The 17,851-nt window shown below is 70.8% G+C and carries 11 protein-coding genes; 3 read left to right on the top strand and 8 right to left on the bottom strand.

Going from position 1 to position 17,851, the window contains the following annotated elements; all coding sequences use genetic code 11:
• Positions 1-5: 5 nt before the first annotated feature.
• The 3 genes from ACZ4MH_RS00310 to ACZ4MH_RS00300 form a co-directional block, all read right to left on the bottom strand.
• The gene (locus tag ACZ4MH_RS00310) at positions 6-2,117 is read right to left on the bottom strand and encodes an ATP-binding protein (protein WP_351595375.1); all 2,112 of its coding nucleotides are present in this window, start codon (positions 2,115-2,117) and stop codon (positions 6-8) included.
• Positions 2,118-2,238: 121 nt separating this feature from the next.
• Positions 2,239-4,377: an ATP-binding protein gene (locus ACZ4MH_RS00305; RefSeq protein WP_351595377.1), complete on the bottom strand. Its 2,139-nt coding sequence runs from the start codon at positions 4,375-4,377 to the stop codon at positions 2,239-2,241.
• 322 nt (positions 4,378-4,699) lie between these two features.
• Complete coding sequence (locus ACZ4MH_RS00300; RefSeq protein ID WP_351595379.1) at positions 4,700-6,799, bottom strand: SpoIIE family protein phosphatase; 2,100 nt, start codon at positions 6,797-6,799, stop codon at positions 4,700-4,702.
• Between the two features lie 289 nt (positions 6,800-7,088).
• Between ACZ4MH_RS00300 and ACZ4MH_RS00295 the strand changes: the two genes are divergently transcribed.
• Together ACZ4MH_RS00295 and ACZ4MH_RS00290 are read left to right on the top strand one after the other, a co-directional pair.
• The gene (locus tag ACZ4MH_RS00295) at positions 7,089-7,637 is read left to right on the top strand and encodes an SsgA family sporulation/cell division regulator (protein WP_351595382.1); all 549 of its coding nucleotides are present in this window, start codon (positions 7,089-7,091) and stop codon (positions 7,635-7,637) included.
• Positions 7,638-7,767: 130 nt separating this feature from the next.
• The gene (locus ACZ4MH_RS00290; RefSeq protein WP_351595385.1) at positions 7,768-9,432 is read left to right on the top strand and encodes a sigma factor; all 1,665 of its coding nucleotides are present in this window, start codon (positions 7,768-7,770) and stop codon (positions 9,430-9,432) included.
• Positions 9,433-9,493: 61 nt separating this feature from the next.
• Here ACZ4MH_RS00290 and ACZ4MH_RS00285 read toward each other — a convergent pair whose 3' ends face one another.
• Positions 9,494-9,910 (bottom strand): winged helix-turn-helix transcriptional regulator, encoded by a 417-nt coding sequence (locus ACZ4MH_RS00285; RefSeq protein ID WP_351595388.1) that lies wholly within the window; start codon positions 9,908-9,910, stop codon positions 9,494-9,496.
• 99 nt (positions 9,911-10,009) lie between these two features.
• Here ACZ4MH_RS00285 and ACZ4MH_RS00280 point away from each other — a divergent pair, with 99 nt between their 5' ends.
• The gene (locus ACZ4MH_RS00280; RefSeq protein WP_351595391.1) at positions 10,010-10,867 is read left to right on the top strand and encodes an SDR family oxidoreductase; all 858 of its coding nucleotides are present in this window, start codon (positions 10,010-10,012) and stop codon (positions 10,865-10,867) included.
• 39 nt (positions 10,868-10,906) lie between these two features.
• On the opposite strand, the gene ACZ4MH_RS00275 is transcribed toward ACZ4MH_RS00280, so the two are convergent.
• From ACZ4MH_RS00275 to ACZ4MH_RS00260, 4 genes are all read right to left on the bottom strand, one after another.
• Complete coding sequence (locus ACZ4MH_RS00275; protein WP_351595393.1) at positions 10,907-12,901, bottom strand: ATP-binding protein; 1,995 nt, start codon at positions 12,899-12,901, stop codon at positions 10,907-10,909.
• Positions 12,902-13,115: 214 nt separating this feature from the next.
• Positions 13,116-14,105 carry a PP2C family protein-serine/threonine phosphatase gene (locus ACZ4MH_RS00270; RefSeq protein ID WP_351595396.1) on the bottom strand — a complete coding sequence of 330 codons (990 nt, stop codon included), beginning with the start codon at positions 14,103-14,105 and terminating at the stop codon, positions 13,116-13,118.
• Positions 14,106-14,337: 232 nt separating this feature from the next.
• On the bottom strand, positions 14,338-15,141 hold the full coding sequence (locus tag ACZ4MH_RS00265) for an SDR family NAD(P)-dependent oxidoreductase (RefSeq protein WP_351595399.1): 804 nt from the start codon (positions 15,139-15,141) through the stop codon (positions 14,338-14,340).
• Positions 15,142-15,437: 296 nt separating this feature from the next.
• Positions 15,438-17,285 (bottom strand): ABC transporter ATP-binding protein, encoded by a 1,848-nt coding sequence (locus ACZ4MH_RS00260; RefSeq protein ID WP_351595439.1) that lies wholly within the window; start codon positions 17,283-17,285, stop codon positions 15,438-15,440.
• Between the last annotated feature and the right edge of the window lie 566 nt (positions 17,286-17,851).

Raw genomic sequence — 17,851 nt, 5'->3', positions numbered from 1 at the left:
AGCGGCTACTCCGTGTGCCGTAGTGCGTGGTCGAGGGCGTAGGCGATGCCGTTGTCGGTGTGGGTTTCCAGGCCGGTCGCGAACTCCTTCTCGTACGCCGTGTCGCCGATGGCATGCCGGACTCGGCGCTCCGTGGCCTCGCGGGCCGCGACGAGCCCGGGCATGCCCAGCTGCGGCCGCCCCAGGGTCAGCCAGACCTGCTGGGCGATGCCGAGCAGCCGGGCCGCGTGGTCCCCTCGGCCGGTGGCCGCGGCCGCCGAGGCCAGGACATCGATGCCCATGGCGATCCCCAGGCTGTCGTGCAGCTGCGCCTTGCCCTCTACGGCGGCACGGGCATGGGCGACTGCCTCGTCCCACCGGCCGAGGCCGAGCGCGGCCACCGCCCGTACGTGATCACCCCACGCGTGCGTCCACCGCTCGCCGCGAGCCCCGCACTGCGTACACACCGCATCCGCCAGGGCCGCCGCTGCCTCGTACTCCCCGAGCTGGGTATGGGTGAACGCCCAGCCCACCCGATGGATCAGCCAGGCCGCTTCGTACCCGCCCTCGCCACCGGGGGAGTCCGGCGCCGCGCGGAACACCTCGACGGCCCGCCGCGCGTCCCCTTGCAGTACCAGGCGTACGCAGTCCAGATAGGCCACGGCGAACGGCGCGGTCGGGTCGTCGGCTTCTTCGACGCTCTCCCGGAACTCCTTCACCAGCCGCGCGAGGGCATCGGCATCGCCCTGCGCGACGGCCGTGAGGCCACCGGCCCAGAGGGCCTTGGCGCGCCGTGGGCCCGGTTCCCGGCAGAGCTCCAGAGCCCGCTCCAGGTAGTGGCGGCCCTCGCGCGCGTGCCCGCACGCGAACCAGAAGAACCACAGCGACCCGGCCAGGTCCAGCGCGCTGTGGTCTGCCGGCTCCGCCAGGCAGAAGTCCAGAGCGGCCCGGAGGTTGTCGTGCTCGCTGCTGAGGCAGTCGTACCAGGCGAGTTGATCCGGCCCCAGCCACGCGGCGTCGCCGGCCCGGGCCAGCCGCACGTAGTGGTACCGGTGCCGGTTCCGCAGCGCGTTCTCCTCGTCCAGCGCGCGCAGCCAGTCGGCGCCGTATTCACGGATGGTGTCCAGCATCCGGTAACGCTCACCGCCGCCCGTCGGCTGCCAGGCCAGGATCGATTTCTCCGTCAGCGCGTCCAGCAGGTCCGGGACCTGTTCACCCGGGAGATGCTCATCGGCGCAGACCGTTCGGGCCGTTTCGGCGTCGAAAGTGCCGGCGAAGACGGACAACCGCGCCCACAGCAGCCGCTCGGCCGGGCTGCACAGCTGGTGACTCCAGCCGATCGCGGTCCGCAGTGCACGGTGCCAGGGCGGGTCGGCGCGGGACGTGGTGTCGTCGGTGTCGCCCAGTACGGCGAACCGGTCCTCCAGCCGTGCTGTCAGCTCCCGTACGGGCAGCTCGCGCAGCCGGGCCGCGGCCAGTTCCAGGGCCAGCGGCAGCCCGTCCAGCCGCTGACACAGCCCCAGCACATCGGCCCGGTTGGCGTCGGTGACCGTGAAGCCCGGTACGGCCTCGGCGGCTCGTTCGGCCAGCAGCGTCACCGCATCCGCGCTGTCCGCCTGGATATCGGCGCTGTCGGGAACCGGCAGCGGCTCGACCGTGAGCACCTCTTCCCCGGGCACGTCCAGGACGCGGCGGCTGGTGGCCAGGATCCGCAGCTGCGGGGCGGCCCGCAGCAGCACCTGGACCGTCAGGGCGACCGCGTCGGTCAGATGCTCGCAGGTGTCCAGTACGAGAAGGAGTCGCCGGTCGGCGAGGTAGTCGGCCAGTACGTCGATCATCGGGCGGGTGGTCCGGTCGACCAGTGGCAGCGCCTCGGCGATGGTGTGCGGCAGCAGCGCGGCACTGGTCAAGGGCGACAGTTCCACCAGCCAGGCGCCGTCCGGGAAGTGCGGCTGCAGTTCGACCGTGGCCGCCAGCGCCAGTCGCGTCTTGCCCACCCCGCCGACACCGGTCAGTGTCACCAGTCTCGACCGCTCACACAGCTCCCGCACCTCAGCCAATTCCGCCTCACGGCCGATCAGTCGCGTGGTCCGCACCGGCAGATTTCCCCTGCGGTGCTGCGGCTCATCTGTCTTCATAACTGCTTTCGTCTGACAACGGACAGGAGGCGGCAGATCGTAATGGATTTAAATGGCCGTTTTGTTTCCGGAGCAGCTTGTTCCCGGAGCAGTGCGTGTGCTGCGGATGAGGGCGTCGGAGTCAGCCGGTCGGGCCGTGCGGCTGCGTGGTCGACCCGGTCCCGCTGAGCGCTTGGGTGATGCCGGTGCTCAGGTCGGTGGCGTAGCCGGTGCGAAAGGCCGTGTCGTAGGCGGCCTCGCCGAGGCTGTCGCGGGCCTGCTGTTCGCAGGACCGGCGGGCGGCGACCCATTCCGGAACGCCCGCCTGTGGCAGGCCGAGGGTGTCCCAGACGTGCTGGGCCAGCCCGAGGAGCCGAGCAGCCGCCTCGCCCTGCCCGGCGGCGCCGGTGGCGACGGCGAGTACGTCGAGCGAGAGGCCGATGCCCAGGCGGTCGTGCAGCCGCTGTTTGACTTCCAGGGCCGCCCGGCCATACCGCTGTGCGGCTTCGGGGCAGCCGCGGGCCAGTTCGGCATGCGCGCGCATGACGTCGCCGTAGGAGCGCTGCCAGCGCTCGCCGTGCCGATCGCACTCGGTGCGCATCGCCTCCAGCATGGCGATGGCCTCCTCGGTGCGGTCATCGGCGGAGAGCACATGGCCGGCCATCACGCGGGCCAAGAGCCTGGGCAGCGTGAGCGGACCGTCGAGTTCACCGTCATCTCCCGAGGTGACGGTGAGCAGGTGCTCCGCGAGAGACCACGCGCGCGCCCGGTCGCCGACCATCGCCGCCACGCACAAGGCGGCGCCCAGGGCGGCGTTGACCGCTTCGGTGTCACCGAGCTGTTCGGCCGCGCTGACACACTCGTCGGCCCAGGTCTGGCCGGCCGCGACATCGCCCTGGCACAGCAGGACGAAGCTGCACGCCCACAGGGCCTTGTCACGTGCCGGGCTCGGCACGGTGTCGAGCGCGAGGGCCTGTTCCAGGTAGTGCTGGCCTTCCTTGAGGTAACCGCAGGGATACCAGAAGAACCACAGCGCCCCGGCCAGCTCCAGGGCGGTCCTGCCCTCCTGCTGGGCCAGCGTGAACTCCAGGGCGGCACGGAAGTTGTCGTGCTCGCTGGTGGTGCGGTCGTACCAGTCGAACTGGGCGGGCCCGATCCAGGCGGCATCACCCCGGCGGGCCAGAGCCAGGTAGTAGTCCCGGTGGCGTCGCCGCATCCGGTCCTGCTCGCCCAGGCGGCGCAGCCAGTGGGCGCCGTACTCGCGGAGGGTGTCCAGCATCCGGTAACGCTCACCGCCGCCGGTCGGCGCCCAGGTCAGGATCGACTTTTCCCCCAACGCGCCCAGCACGGCGGGAATCTGCTCATCAGGGAGGTGCACACCGGCGCACACCTGCCGGGCCGCCTCGACGTCGAAGCTTCCCGCGAAGACGGACAGCCGTGCCCACAGCAGCCGTTCGGCCGGCGTGCACAGTTCGTGGCTCCATCCGATCGCGGTGCGCAGTGCCCGATGCCATGGAGGGTCGGCCTCGGTCATCGCGTCGGTGGTGTCGCCCAGCACGGCGAACCGGTCGCCCAGCCGCTCGATCAGCGTGGTCACCGGCAGTTCCCCCAGCCGCGCCGCCGCCAGTTCCAGCGCCAGCGGCAGCCCCTCAAGACGCCGGCACAGGCGCAGCACATCGAGCCGGTTGGCGGCGGTCACCGCGAAGCCGGGCACCACCTCGGCGGCCCGCTCGGCGAGGAGTACCACGGCATCCGCCTGCTCGCTCTCGCCGGCGGTATCGGTATCCGGCACCGGCAGCGGCTCGATCACCGCCACCTGTTCCTCGGCCGTGCCCAGCGGGCGGCGGCTGGTGACGAGGATCCGCAGCCCCGGCGCGGCCGCCAGCAGTACTCGGGCCGACGCGGCGCACGCATCGGCCACATGCTCGCAGGTGTCCAGCACCAGCAGCAGTTCGCGGTCCGCGAGGTAGTCGGCGAGTACGTCGAGCATGGGGCGGAGGATCTGGTTGGGCATCGACAGGGACTGGGCGATCGCGTGGGGCAGCAGCACGCTCTCCTGCAGCGGTGACAGCTCCACCCACCACGCGCCGTCCCGGAACGACGGCTGCAGCTCGGCCGCGGCCCGCAGGGCCAGCCGGGTCTTGCCCACCCCACCGACGCCGGTGAGGGTCACCAGCCGTGAACGCTCGAACAGCCGCCGGGTGTACGTGAGTTCCGCTCGACGCCCCACCAACTCCGTTGTCTCCATGGGCAGATTCCCGGCCCGCCACTCATCCGTCACGACCGCCACACTCCCGTTCCGCGCTGCGCCACTCGCCGAGAGAGGGGAAATCGCTCCGCGACGGTGAGCAGAGGTGTATGTCCGAACTGATCACCGGCCTGTGCCAGCGAGGCACAGACCGGCACAACGGAGCGCCTGGGCCCGGCGAGGGCATGCAGCGGCGCGCCCTCAGCCAGGTTTAGCAGATCGCGGCGGAGAGCCCGGCCTGTTCGGTCACTTGCCCCAAGGCGGTGGCAGCATTCCGACGCGACGCGCGACCCTTGAGGCCGTCGTCACGGAGCGTGCGTGCAGTCGTTGTCATGGAGCGTGCGTGTGGTCGTTGTCATGGAGCGTGCGTGTGGTCATGGGCGAGCGGTTGGGCTTGTGCGATCAGGAGGGCGACGTCGTCGTGGTCGTCGGGTTGCCGCAGCGTGTCCAGGAGCCACTCGCAGGTTGCCTCCAGCGGCCGGTGCTGTTGGTCGAGGGCGTGCAGGAGGGTGTCCAGGCGCTCGTCGATGGGGTGGTGGCGCGTCTCGACGAGGCCGTCGGTGTACAGGACGAGCCGGTCACCGGGGCTGAGTGCGAAGGCGATGGTGCGGAAGTGTTCTCCGCCGACTCCGAGCGGCGCACCAGCAGGCAGGTCGACCAGTTCGGGGGGCTGCCGGCCGGGCATACGGACGGGCGGCAGGTGACCGGCGTTTGCGATGTGACACTCGGCGCGGTGCGGGTCGTAGACGGCGTACAGGCAGGTGGCGATGTAATGCTCCAGCCCGCAGGTGATCTTGTCGAGATGCTGGAGGACCTCGTGCGGGGGCAGGTTGAGGTCGGCGTAGGCACGTGTGGCGGTGCGCAGCCGTCCCATGGTCGCGGCGGCGTCGATGCCGTTGCCCATCACGTCACCGACCACCAGGGCGGTCTTGTCACCGGTCAGGGGGATGACGTCGTACCAGTCGCCGCCGATCTCGCTGGAGGCCTGCGCGGGCTGGTAGCGGGAGGCGACCTCCAGGCCGGTGAGATGGGGAGGGTGGCTGGGCAGCAGGCTGCGCTGAAGGGTTTCGGCGGAGTTGCGCACGCTCTCGTGCCAGCGGGCGTTGTCGATGGCCACGGCTGCCCGCGAAGCCAGTTCCCCGGCGAGGATCACGTCGTCTTCGGCGAACGGGAGCGGATTGCGGGCGCGCAGAAGGTCGAACGCGCCGATGACCTCGTTGTGGGCGATCAACGGCACCGCGAGGTAGGAGTGGACACCGGCGCGGGCCAAGGCGGCCGCGGCCTCGGGGTCGCGGGCGATCCGCAGCAGATCGTCTCGCTGCGCATGGGCCACCAGGAGCGGCTTGCCGGTGTGAACGCACTGGGTGACCAGGCGGTCCGTGCCGTACGCGGCGACCTCGCCGACCGCGTCCATGGCGGCGGTGGCAGCAGTGGGGTAGGCAGCGGCCACCGCGAGCGCACGGAACACCTCCGGTCCCTCGTGGGAACCGGTGGTGCGGCGGCAGGCCAGGACAGCGTCGAGGACGTCCACCGCCGCGACGTCCGCCAGCTCGGGGACCGCGACCTGCGCCAGTTCCCGTGCGGTCTGCTCCACCTTCAGCGTCGTCCCGACCTGCGCGGAGGCGTCGGCGATCAGGGCCAGTCGGCGCCGGGCCCGCTCCGCCTCGGCCGCCGCCCGGTGACGTTCGCTGACGTCCACGACCGTGTTCGCCACACCGATCGCCCGCCCGCCGGGGCCCTCGATGCGGTAGTACGACACCGACCAGGCATGGTCGGTGTCCGGGTCGGCCATGGTGCGGCCCACGACGCACTGGTCGATCAGTGGCGTGCCGGTGCGCAGGACCTGCCGCAGTGCGGATTCGATGGTGCAGGCGTCGAGGAGCGGCAGGATGTCATGGGGGCGACGGCCGAGGTGGTCGGCGGCGGGGATGCCGTTGATGCGTTCCAGCGCGGGGTTGGTCAGGAGATACCGCAGATCGGTGTCCAGCAGTGCGACGCCGACGGGCGCCTGCGACACGAGGTGCTCGGACAGCGCCAGCTTGGTCTCCACCCGTTGCAACGTGGTCCGGTCCGCGGCGATGCCCAGAACGTAGACGTCGCCGAGGTCGTCCAGCAGCCGCATGTTGCGGAACTCCACCAGCCGCGTACTGCCGTCCTTGTGCCGGATGGGGAACGCACCCGCCCAGCCCGCCTCGCCGCCCAGCACCTCGGCAAACAGCCGCATCACCTGCTCACGGTGCTCGTCGCGGACCAGCAGCCGGGCCGCGTACCGGCCCAGCGCCTCCTCAGCGGTGTAACCGAACACCTCGCCGGCCTGCGGGCTCCAGAACACGATCCGCCCACTGCTGTCCAGGACGACCGCCGAGACGCTGAGCAGGTCGAGCAGCTCGCCCGGCGGCACCGGCCACTCCTGGTGGTCCGGCCCCTCCTGCGCGAGCGATCCGTCTGCAACCATCCCGCCTCCCTCCCCGGCGGTGCCCAGGGCCCTGTGCGACGAGAGCCGTCTCCTCCATGCTGCTCCTGCGCCGGGCAACGCACGAGTGGAGCCGTGGGCGACCTGGATCGTGTCTTTCGCGACCGCACCGCACCGGTGCCGCGCCAACCCGTGTGACGCACGCCGACCCGTGTGACGTATGCCATGGGGACGTTGCGTAATGAACACAGGCTCACCCCGGTCTGTTCGGTACAGCCGCCCTCCCGGCGGCGAGGAGTACGCAAATCGAGCAGGCGCAGTGGAGTGTGTGATGCGGCAGACAGTGATGCGGCGTGAGGTGCTGATGGACCTGGTGATCTCCCCGGAGCAGCGGGTTCCGGTGCCGGCGGAGTTCATCTACGACACCCGTGACCCCGTGGCGGTCGGCATGACGGTCCACATCACCCCGCAGCGTCCGATGACGTGGTGGTTCGCCCGGGATCTGCTGGCCGAAGGCATCCATTGGCCGGCCGGATGCGCGGACGTCAGGATCTGGCCCGCCTGCCGGGCCGGTCACCACATCGTGTGCATAGCCCTGGCCGGCGTGGACGGGCATGCCCTGCTGGAAGCCTCCGCCGACCGGCTGCGCCCCTGGCTGACCAGCACCTACCAGGTCGTGCCCCGCGGCCGCGAAGCCGATCGGCTCGCCCTGGACGACGCGCTCCACCACCTCACCAGCCCTTACGCCGAGCCGGCCCGAACAGACGAAGCCCGACCCCGGACCGCTCGCCCGCGTGGCTTCCGGCTCCTCGCCCGGCTCAGAACGCTCCTGACCGGCAAGCGCTCACGCCCCGACCCGCCACGTCATCCGGAGCGCTGAAACCTGCCCGCCGGCCGGATTGTTCGGCGAGTCACTGTGGTCGGAACACCAGGGCTTCACCACGCGCGTTGCCCGTGCGGCCTGCGCTCTCTACGCTGACTTGCGACCGCTGTCCTGCCGCCGTCGGCACGTGCGCGCGCGTACTGCCGAACGGCGCCAGTACGCGCGCACGTACGTCGAGCCGGATCCGCACGAGGAGTACGCCGCCATGCCCGACGCCGCCGAAGACACCCTCGCGTCGGCCGCGCCGCCCCGTACGAAGACGGCGACGGAGAGGGAAACGGAAGCGGGGCCTGGAGAGACCACCGGGCCCGGCACCGAGGCATCCCTCAGCACCGGGGCCGAGGAGTCCGCCGAGGCTGCCGCGACCGCCTACGCCCATGTGTACGAGAAGGAACACGCGCGGCTCGTCGCGTACGCTCGCACGCTCGCCTCCAACGCCTGGCTCGCCGAGGACCTGGTGGCCGAGGCCCACTTCCGGGTCTGGCGGCGCATCCGGTCCGGCGCCCGCATCGACAACGTACCGGCGTACCTGCGCACCACGATCAAGCATCTCGCCGCCACCGTCGGCGCCGCCGAGGCCCGCGAGGTACCGCAGGACCCCGGCAGCGAGCACGAGTGGCCGCAGCAGGCCGACCGGCCCGGCGGCGGTGACCCGCAGCAGCGCGTCGCCTACGTCGGGCTGCTCTCGCAGGTACTGGACCAGCTGCCGGAGCGCTGGGTGACCGCCCTGTGGCTCTCGGAGGCCGAGGGGCAGCCGCTGGAGACCGTCGGTGAAGCCATCGGCGCGGGCAGGAACGCGACGGCCGTGCTGCTGCACCGGGCACGGGAAGGCATGCGGCAGGCGTTCCTGCGCGCCCTGCCGGGGCAGCCCGACGAGGCGAAGTGCTCCGCGCACTGGGACCGGATGCCCGCGTTCGTCCGGGGAGAGGCGACCCCGAAGCAGGCCGAGGGGCTGCACGAGCATGTCGACGGCTGTGCCGACTGCCGTGCGCGAGTCGCACAGCTCACCGAGGCCAACCACCGGCTGCCCGCGCTCACCGGGCCCGCCCTGCTGGCGCTGGTGGCCGGCGGCGGCGCCAAGTTCCTGCTGCCGCTGCTGGGCGCGGCGGGCGCCGGGGCCGGGGCGGCCCATTCCGGCGCCGGCGGGCACGTGGGCGGCAGTGTGATCCGCTCCGTACGGCACCTGCTCCGCGGGGACGTGAAGCAGGCCGGACCGGCCGGAGTGGCCGCGGGCGTCGCGGTGGTCGCGGTCGCCTGCGCGGCGGTGGCGGCCGGCCTCGGCCTCACCGGCAGTGACCAGCCGACGCCCCGGCACGGTGCGGTGTCCCAGGGTCCGGAAGCACCTCCGCGGAGCGAGGGCGGGGGCACGGGCGGCGGCGGGGGTACGGGTAGCGGCGCCGCCCCCGCGAAGCAGGCGGCGACCGAGAAGAGGCAGGCGACCGAGAAGAGGCCGGCTCCCTCACCGAGCTCCCGCACGGCCTCTGTCTCCGTGCGCCCGACGCCTGCCGATCCCGCGCCGCCGGCTGCCCTGGCCCCGCCCCCCACTGACAAGCCCACGCGTACCGCGCCGCCCGCATCGCCTCCGCCGCCCGCACCGGACAACCCGGCCACCTCCCGGCCTTCCTCGGCCGCCCCCCGGCCTTCATCGCCTACGCCCGAACCTCCCGGGACGACCGCAACGCCGCCTGCCGACCCGTCGCCCACGGACAAGCCGACCCAGGACGTACCTCCACCCTGGCAAGACGGCGGCCCCGGCAAAGCCGGCGATCATGCCTCCCCGCCGCGCGACTGATCGCGACTGATGAGGCCGAGCAAGACCGGTAGCGTCGAGCCGGGGCCCGCTGTGTCGGCTGTTATGGCCGGGGCCCGGCCTTGGCGTTCTTGGTCTCGTCGTAGGCCGCGCGTGCGGCCAGTACGTCCGGCACCCGCTTCTCGACCCAGCGGGCCAGCGCCGACACCTGGTGGGCGGCCTCCACACCGAGTGGGGTGAGGGAGTAGTCGACACGCGGCGGGATCACCGGGTACGCCTCGCGGTGTACGAGTCCGTCGCGCTCCAGCGTCTGCAGGGTCTGGGCGAGCATCTTCTCGCTCACTCCGCCGACGATGCGGCGCAGCTCGCTGAACCGGTGCGTGCCGTCGAGCAGCGCGGCGAGCACGAGCACGCCCCAGCGGCTGGTGACGTGCTCAAGGATCGGCCGCGAGGGACAGTGCGCGACATTGACGTCCGGTGCCCTGCCCTGCAGGGCTGCGACCTCTTCACTTACACCCATGCCCTTAGCTTACTTGAAAGTGCGTACTTACCCAGAGAAAGTACCGCCCGTACGGTGAGTGTCCAGGACACGTGATCAACGAGTACGGGAGTAATCGAGATGCGCATCGTCGTCACCGGAGCCACCGGGCAGCTGGGCCGCCTCGTCATCGAGGAGCTGCTGGCCAGGGTGCCCGCCGAGCAGGTCGCCGCAGTGGTACGCGACCGGGCGAAGGCGTCCTCCATCGCGGCGCGCGGCGTCGAGATCCGCGTGGCCGACTACGGCAAGCCGGAGACGCTGGCGGGGGCCTTCCGGCCGGGCGACGTCGTCCTCTTGATCTCCGGCAGCGAGGTCGGGCAGCGCACCGCCCAGCACACCGCCGTCATCGACGCGGCGAAGGCGGCAGGCGTGGCACGGCTCGCGTACACCGGCGTGCTGGGCGGCCCCACGGCCGACTTCCGGCTCGCGGACGAGCACAAGGTCACGGAGCAGGCGATCCTCGACTCCGGGCTGACCTACACCTTCCTCCGCAACGGCTGGTACAACGAGAACTACACCGCCCAGATCCCCACCCAGCTCGAACACGGGGTGGTGGGCAGCGCCGGTGACGGCCGTGTCGGCTCCGCCGCCCGCGCCGACTACGCGGCCGCCGCGGCCGTGGTGCTGACCACCGAGGGCCACGACAACGCCACGTACGAGCTCAGCGGAGACGACGCCTGGACCCTGGCGGAGTACGCGGCCGAGCTGTCCCGCCAGTCCGGCAAGGAGGTCGCGTACACCGACCTGCCCGCCGAGGACCTCAAGGCCGTACTCGCGGGCGCGGGCGTACCGGACGCGATGGCCGAAATCCTCGTCGACGTCGACACCTCGGCCATCCGACGCGGCCTGCTCCAGGGCGGCAGCGGCGACCTGAGCCGCCTGATCGGCCGCCCGACGACCCCCATCGCCGACAGCATCGCCACCGCGCTGAAGGACTGAGCCCCAAGCCCCTCGCGTTCAGAAGGCCCTCACCCACACCTAGACGAGGCCTCGGACAAGCAGTTGGTCCACCTCGGCCAGTGCCCTGGCGACCGCCTCGTCCAGCGGGAGCCGGATGCCGTGTTCCACGGCGGCTGCGTACTGGTCGTCGCCCAGGGCCTTGCGGGTGAGGGCGACGGCCGCCTCGTGCGGGGCGTTGAAGTACGCGGATCCGAAGAGCGGCAGTCCGACCTTTCGCCAGATGCGCCGGGCCGCGCCGTGCAGCGTGGCGGCCGGGAGGCTCTGGCCGCTGGAGGCGCGGAACAGCGCGATGAGTTCGATGGGCAGGACCACGCCGACCAGGTCGCGGAACTCGTAATTGATGGTCAGGCACTCCTTCGCCAGCTTCGCGGCCTCGTTGTGCCGGCCCGCGGTCCAGGCCGCGTAGGACAGGACGTAGAGGGCGTATGCCTTGGCCCAGCGCTCGCCGTGTGCCTCGCAGACGGAGCGGGCGTCCGTGCAGAGGCCGACGGCGGTCTCCAGGTCGCCCTGGAAGGCGAGCGCCATGCCGAGCTCGATCTGAGCCATCATCACATTGCTGTTGACTTCGTCGAGTTCGGCATAGCGGGCGAGCGAGGACTCGAAGAAGGCCTGAGCCGCGCGGTGTTCGTCACGCATCAGGGCGGCGCAGCCGAGCCGGTGGGTGGCGTACGCGTACGCGGCGTCGTCGCCGGTACGCAGCGCCTGTGACCGGCATTCGGTGAGCATGGCCGTGGCCTCCTCCGAGTCGCCTTGGAGGATGGCGACGTACCCGCCGACCCAGAGCACCTTGAGCCGCTCGCGGGTGGGGTCGGGCGCGAGGGCGCGGGCACGGTCGAGCCAGTAGCGGCCGTCGCCGAGCAGACCGCAGCCGACCCAGTAGAACCAGAGTGTCCCGGCGAGCCGCAGACCGGCCTGCTCGCGGCCCGGGGTGGACAGCGCGAAGTCGAGGGCGGCGAAGAGCTGCGCGTGCTCGCGCCGGGTGGCGCGGAAGACGGCGGCCTGGCCGGGGCCGAACCAGTCCCGTTCCCCCTGCTCGGCGAAGGCCTGGCACCAGTCGAGGTGGCGGGCGCGCTGGGGCAGCTCCTCGCCGAGGCGGCGCAGCCACTCGGCGCCGTACGCACGTACGGTATCGAGCTGATGGAACCGCTCGCCGTCCGGTCCTTCCTCCCGGACCAGGAGCGATTTCTCGGCCAGCCCGGTGAGCAGATCGCCGATCTCCGCCTTCTCCAGGGTGTCGTCGGTGCATACGTGCTCCACGGCCGCGCGGGAGAAGTCCCCGATGAATACGGAGAGCCGGGCCCACAGCAACCGCTCGTGCGGGCGGCACAGTTCATGGCTCCAGCCGATCGCCGTGCGCAGTGTGTCGTGACGGAAGCCGCTGCGACGCGGTCCGGCCGGGGCGTCGGCGGCTTTCTCGTCGACGAGGAACTGGAAGCGGTCGTCCAGGCGGTCGAGGAGGTCCGCGAGGGTTTCGGTTCGCAGCCGCCCGGCTGCCAGTTCGATGGCGAGCGGAATGCCGTCGAGCCGCGCACAGATCCGCTCCACGATCGTCCTGTTGCGGCCGGTCAGGGTGAAGCCGGGGCACGCGGCGAGGGCGCGCTGCGCGAACAGGGCCACCGCGTCGTCCGCGACGGGCAACGGTTCGATGGGATAGGTCTGTTCGCCGGGGATGCCGAGGGGCTGCCGACTGGTGACGAGAAGGTGCAGCCGGGGGGCGGCGCGCAGGAGCAGGTCCGCGAGGTTCGCACAGGCGTCTACGAGGTGTTCGCAGGTGTCGAGGACGAGCAGCAGGTGCTTGGTACTGAGGTGGTCGGCCAGCACCTCCTCCAGGGGCCGGGTCGTATGGTCGGTGGGGCGCAGTACCGTGGCGACCGCGTGCACCAGCAACTCGCTGTCCTGCAGCCCGGAGAGCTCGACGAGCCAGGCGCCATCGCGGAAGCCGTCCGCGCTCTCGGCGGCGGCGCGCAGCGCGGTGCGGGACTTGCCGACACCGCCGATCCCGGTCAGTGTCACCAGACCGGCTTGCGTCAACGCCCGCGCCAGCACGGCGAGTTCACGGTTGCGGCCGATGAAGCCCGACTTTTCCGTAGGCAGACCGCCAACCACAGCCGCCTCATCTCAGCTATATGAATGCCTCAGCTACATGGGTGCCTCAGCGATATGGACGTCTCAGTGATAGGGAAGGCTTTTCCAAGGACGGACACGGCCATGGCATGCCCGTTGGTCGCTACCGTATCGGCCTCGTCGGACTCTCCCGAAGCGATTGGCGCATTTCGGTCCGGGCTTGGCGCGCACGTGCCCGAACTTCTCCGAAGTCGATGAGTAGAAGCGCGGCATCGTCGCCCAGTTTGCCCATCGAGTAATGAATGAGGTCGTCGGTGAGGGCGTCGAGGAAGGTTCCGGGATCGTCGTCGTACAGGACCGCCGCCCGCTCCGCGAGAGGGTAGAAGACCCCTCTGGCGTCGCGGGCTTCGGTGACGCCATCCGTGTAGAGCAGCAGCCGGTCATTGTCGGCCAGCGGTACAGTGCTCGCCCGGCACCAGTCGTCCTGGAGGCCGAAAAGGCCGAGCGGCGGCGACGGCGGGAGAACGTCCACGAAGGTGGCGCGACCGGCGCGCAACAGCAGCGGTGGCGGGTGGCCGCAGCAGACCAGCTCGACGCTTTCCCGCCCCTCGGCGGCCTCGATGAACAGGCCGGTGACGAAGTCCACGCCGCCGTCCCGGCGGGCGAGGACCGTGTCCATGCGCTGGGCCAGCGCGGACAACCGCTTTTCGTGCTGGGCCATGTTGCGGAAGGCGCCGAGGGTGTCCATGGCGGTCCCCACCGCCGACAGGCCCTTGCCCATCGCGTCGCCGATGAACAGCCGTACGCCGAAGGGTGTGTGAACGGCGTCGTAGACATCCCCACCGACGAGCGCCCCGGCCTGGGCGGCCTCGTAGCGGACCTCGGTGCGCAGTCCTCCGATCCGGCCCGGCAGCGGCCGCAGCATCTCCCGCTGGACCGCTTCCGCCACCGACCGCAGCGCTCTGAGGCGCCGTCCCTGGCGGCGGATGATCACCATGGAAACAGCTGCCAGCGCCGCCACCAGTGTCATACAGACACCGGCCGGCACGGCGCCGGAGGCTTCGCGTGCGAGCGTGAAAAGAATGGCTGCGACACCCACACATGCCGCTGCGGGGAAATGCCAGGAACAGTCCCGAGGAGCTTTCATCGCCATGCCAGCTCTATCAGCCGATGTGTCGCCCGGATCCTAGGGCACAGGACGGGTGGGGTCGGTGCCTTTTTTCGTACGAGGACATGAAACAACAGCCCGAGTCCGTTTCCATGTTCGGATTCTCCGTCGCCGGTGCACCGATGTCCGAGAATCACGCCTCCACTGACCCGAACGGACAGCCGACCCCCATTCCGCGCCGACCGCTCATACGCCTCTTGGCCGTCCGTGTGTTCCTTTACATTCCCAGGCCGCCGTCGACCGGAAGGCCCGCGCCGGTGACGAACCGGGCCGCGTCGGAGGCGAGGAAGACCACCGCATCGGCCATGTCGGCGACCTCACCGAGCCGACCGAGCGGGGTGCGCCCGATGACATCGCCGACGGCCGCTTCCGCGCTGGGCCACAGGCCCAGATCCATCATGTCCTGCGCGAGCTGGGTGCCCATCGCGGTGGGCACCAGGCCCGGGTAGACGCAGTTGACCCGTACGCCGTAATCGAGCTTGCCGGACTCCAGCGCGGCCACCCGCGTCAGCCGGTCGACTCCGGACTTGGTCGCCGCATAGCCCCCGATGCCGGGGAAGGGGATCGTCGCGGCCACCGACGAGACATTGACGACCGCGCCGCCGCCCCCGGCCGGACCGCCGGGGCGCATGGCCCGGAAGGCATGCTTGATGCCGAGCGCGACCCCGAGGACGTTCACGTCCAGCATCTCGCGGACGGCCTCCCGGTCGAGGTCGGCGATCAGCCCCGAGGCCAGCACTCCGGCGTTGTTGACGACGATGTCCAGGCCACCGAGCTCGGCGACGGTCCGCCCGACGGCCGACTCCCAGCTCGCGTCCTCGGTCACATCGAGGGGGACGAAGTCGACCGTGGCACCGGACTCGCGCAGTGACGCTGCGGTCTCCCCGCCCGCCTCCTTCCGCACATCGCCGATCATGACAGCCGCACCGGCCCGGGCCAGCGCCTCGGCCATACCGGCTCCCAGCCCCTGCGCACCGCCCGTCACCAGCGCCGTTCGCCCGGTCAAGTCATATGGCGTCATGCAGCCTCCTCCTGGGGGCGGCCCTGCGACGACGAGGGCCGCAGGGCCCAACGGCGTGATGCCGGCATGCATCGGCCATCGGCCTGATTGGCTTGGTGCAGCGCATCGTAGGAAGCCGGAAGGCCACTTCCGGGCGAATTCCCGATAAGGCGTACGCGGGCGGTCGCGGATTGGTAGTAGAGCGCCTGCCGGAAGGAGATACGGTCAGGCGCTCACACTCACGCTCACACTCGCCTGCCCGCTACCGCTCCGGGACTCGTCGCAGCTCCGGGAACCGTTACTCGCTCCGGGAACCGTTACTCGCTCTGGGGCGCCCCCGAAGTGACCTGGTAGGAGAGCAACTGTTGGAAGAGTCCTGGTTGTTGGGCCAACTCCTGGTAGGTGCCCTCCTGGGCGATCCGGCCGTCGTCGAGGACCACGATCCGGTCGGCGACGGCGACGTTGGTGATGCGGTGGGTCACCAGCAGCACCGCCCGATCCTCGGCCAGGTCGCGCAGCCGCTGGAAGATGCGGTATTCGGCCCGGGGATCCAGATTCGCCGTCGGCTCGTCGAGCACCAGCAGCCCCGCATCGCGGAAGAAAGCCCGCCCGAGGGCGATGCGTTGCCACTGCCCACCGCTCAGTTCCTCCCCGTTGAGCCATTCGCGGGCCAGCAGTGTGTCCAGACCGGCCCCGAGCCTGTCGACGACCTCGTCAGCGCCGGCGGCCTCGCACGCCTCCCGCACCGCCGCGTCTCCCCGCGAAGTGGGCTGCCCGAGAGTGATGTTCTCGCGCACTGTCAGCGGCCAGTGCGCGTAGTCCTGCGGCACCAGGGCCACTTGCTTCCACAGTGCCTCCGGGTCGGCATCGCCGATGGCGGTCCCGTCCCACAGCACCTGTCCCTCGGTGGGCAGGTACAGGCCGCTGATCAGCTTCGACAACGTCGACTTGCCCGACCCGTTGAAGCCGACCAACGCCACGACCTCACCCCGACGCAACGTGAGCGAGACGTCGGTGAGCGCGTTGCGGTCCTTTCCGGCGTAGCGGTGGGAGACCGACTTGACCTCGATGTTCTTCGGCGGTTGGGGCTGGTGCGTGCCGCGTCGCATCCGGAAGCCCCCGGCCTTGTCCAGGAACCCGTTCCAGTCGTCCATGTACAGCCCCGTACGCACAGCACGAGCCCCTACGCTCACCAGGCCACGTACCGACTGGCCCACCGTTTGCAGGGCGAAGACCGCCGTACCCGCGTGCCCGACGCTGATCCGGCCGGTTGCCAGCAGCCAGACCACCGCCGCCCACACGATCGCCGAGCCCAGGCCCCCGCACAGAGCGCCGACCAGGGACATGCGGGCTCCCTGGTCGGCGGCGGCCCTGTCCTCGCGGTTGATCCGGGCGACGGTCTGCCGGTACCGGCCGGACAGGAACCCGGCCATGGTGCCGGCGCGGATCTGGTCGGCGGCCTCCTTGGTGTAGATGTGCCAGCGCAGTACCGCCAGCATCCGGTTGTCGCCGTTGCTGCGCAGATTCGCCAGGTAGCGCACCCGTGCGGCGCTGACCTGGGCCACGGCCTGCGGGAGGCTGGCCGCCACCAGCAGGGGCAGCAGCATCGGGTGCACCCCGGCCAGTACCACCGACCCGGCGAGGAACGAGGCGGCCGAGGCGATCAGGTCCTGGCCCTCGTCGACCAGATCTCCGGTGACTTGCGCGCCCCGGTCGGCGGCCTCACGGTCGCGGTTGAAATCGGGTTCGTCGTAGGCGCACAGCTCCACCTCGGCGCAGCCCGTGAGCAGCATCTGCTCGGCTTCCCGCGACATCAGCGGACCCAGTCGGGAGGAGAGCCAGGTGACGGTGATGCCCAGCAGTGCCCGTACGCCGGACGTGCCGGCCAGCAGTGCCACGGACGGCCACGCCTCCAGGAGCCGGTGGTAGACGTCGCCGCTCGCCAGCAGTGCGGTCAGTGTGCCGCTGATCGCGACCAGCCCCATCGCCTGCATGACTCCTGCGACCGCCTGGCACAGCAGGAGGCCGACCGTCGCGGCCCGGTCCACCTGCCAGGCGAGCGCGAGCGACCGGCGTACCAACTGCGGCAGCCGCTTGGCCATGTCGAGCAGCCGGATCGATTTGCCGGCCGCCTCTCGGCTGCCGGTCAGATCCACGTACCGCATCTCGGCCCGAGGGGCAGTGGGGGTCTTGCTGACGTGGGCCTCGTCTGCTCGTTCGCTCATGCTGACCACGTCGTTTCGAGACGTGATGGGTAGTGCCTCCAGACGTCAACACGGCGCCGCACTGTCGCCGCGGCGGCCGGCGCGGCGAGGTTGACCCGTTCGATTCTGATGGAGGCAGAGGCAGGGACGGGAGTAAGAGTCATGGTGTCCTCCGGATGGGTGCGCGAGGGGTACTGGTGCTCTAAGAACAGAGCCACAAGAGGTGCCGTTATGGGTAGTTGCTGGGCGGATGTTCTATGAGGTGACGGTCCGCCCGTTGTGATGGGCTCATCGGCTTCCGGGGGCATTCGAACGGAGTGGAGCCACTCGGGCGGGCTGAGTCCGTACGCGGCGAAGGTCTTATCGAGGTAGTCCCTGCTGCGACGGATGCAGTAGCGGTGGTCGTCAAACCCAACCCGCCGCTACCTCGTGAACCCTCTGTGTGAACCTGTTGCGCGACCGTCATAGTGTGACGTAAGTGCGCCTGGCCGCTTGGTGGTTGACACCACGCCGGTGAAGGACAGTGA

It is taken from the genome of Streptomyces sp. NPDC026301 (assembly GCF_055567935.1).
Note: the sequence above shows the minus strand (reverse complement) of the source record. Positions and strands in the feature narration are given on the sequence as shown.

Coding starts and splice junctions, on each gene's coding strand:
- ACZ4MH_RS00300 (WP_351595379.1), bottom strand. CDS start 6,799: ATGGTTGCAGACGGATCGCTCGCGCAGGAGGGGCCGGACCACCAGGAG.
- ACZ4MH_RS00280 (WP_351595391.1), top strand. CDS start 10,010: ATGCGCATCGTCGTCACCGGAGCCACCGGGCAGCTGGGCCGCCTCGTC.
- ACZ4MH_RS00285 (WP_351595388.1), bottom strand. CDS start 9,910: ATGGGTGTAAGTGAAGAGGTCGCAGCCCTGCAGGGCAGGGCACCGGAC.
- ACZ4MH_RS00310 (WP_351595375.1), bottom strand. CDS start 2,117: ATGAAGACAGATGAGCCGCAGCACCGCAGGGGAAATCTGCCGGTGCGG.
- ACZ4MH_RS00270 (WP_351595396.1), bottom strand. CDS start 14,105: ATGGCGATGAAAGCTCCTCGGGACTGTTCCTGGCATTTCCCCGCAGCG.
- ACZ4MH_RS00260 (WP_351595439.1), bottom strand. CDS start 17,285: ATGCGGTACGTGGATCTGACCGGCAGCCGAGAGGCGGCCGGCAAATCG.
- ACZ4MH_RS00295 (WP_351595382.1), top strand. CDS start 7,089: ATGCGGCAGACAGTGATGCGGCGTGAGGTGCTGATGGACCTGGTGATC.
- ACZ4MH_RS00265 (WP_351595399.1), bottom strand. CDS start 15,141: ATGACGCCATATGACTTGACCGGGCGAACGGCGCTGGTGACGGGCGGT.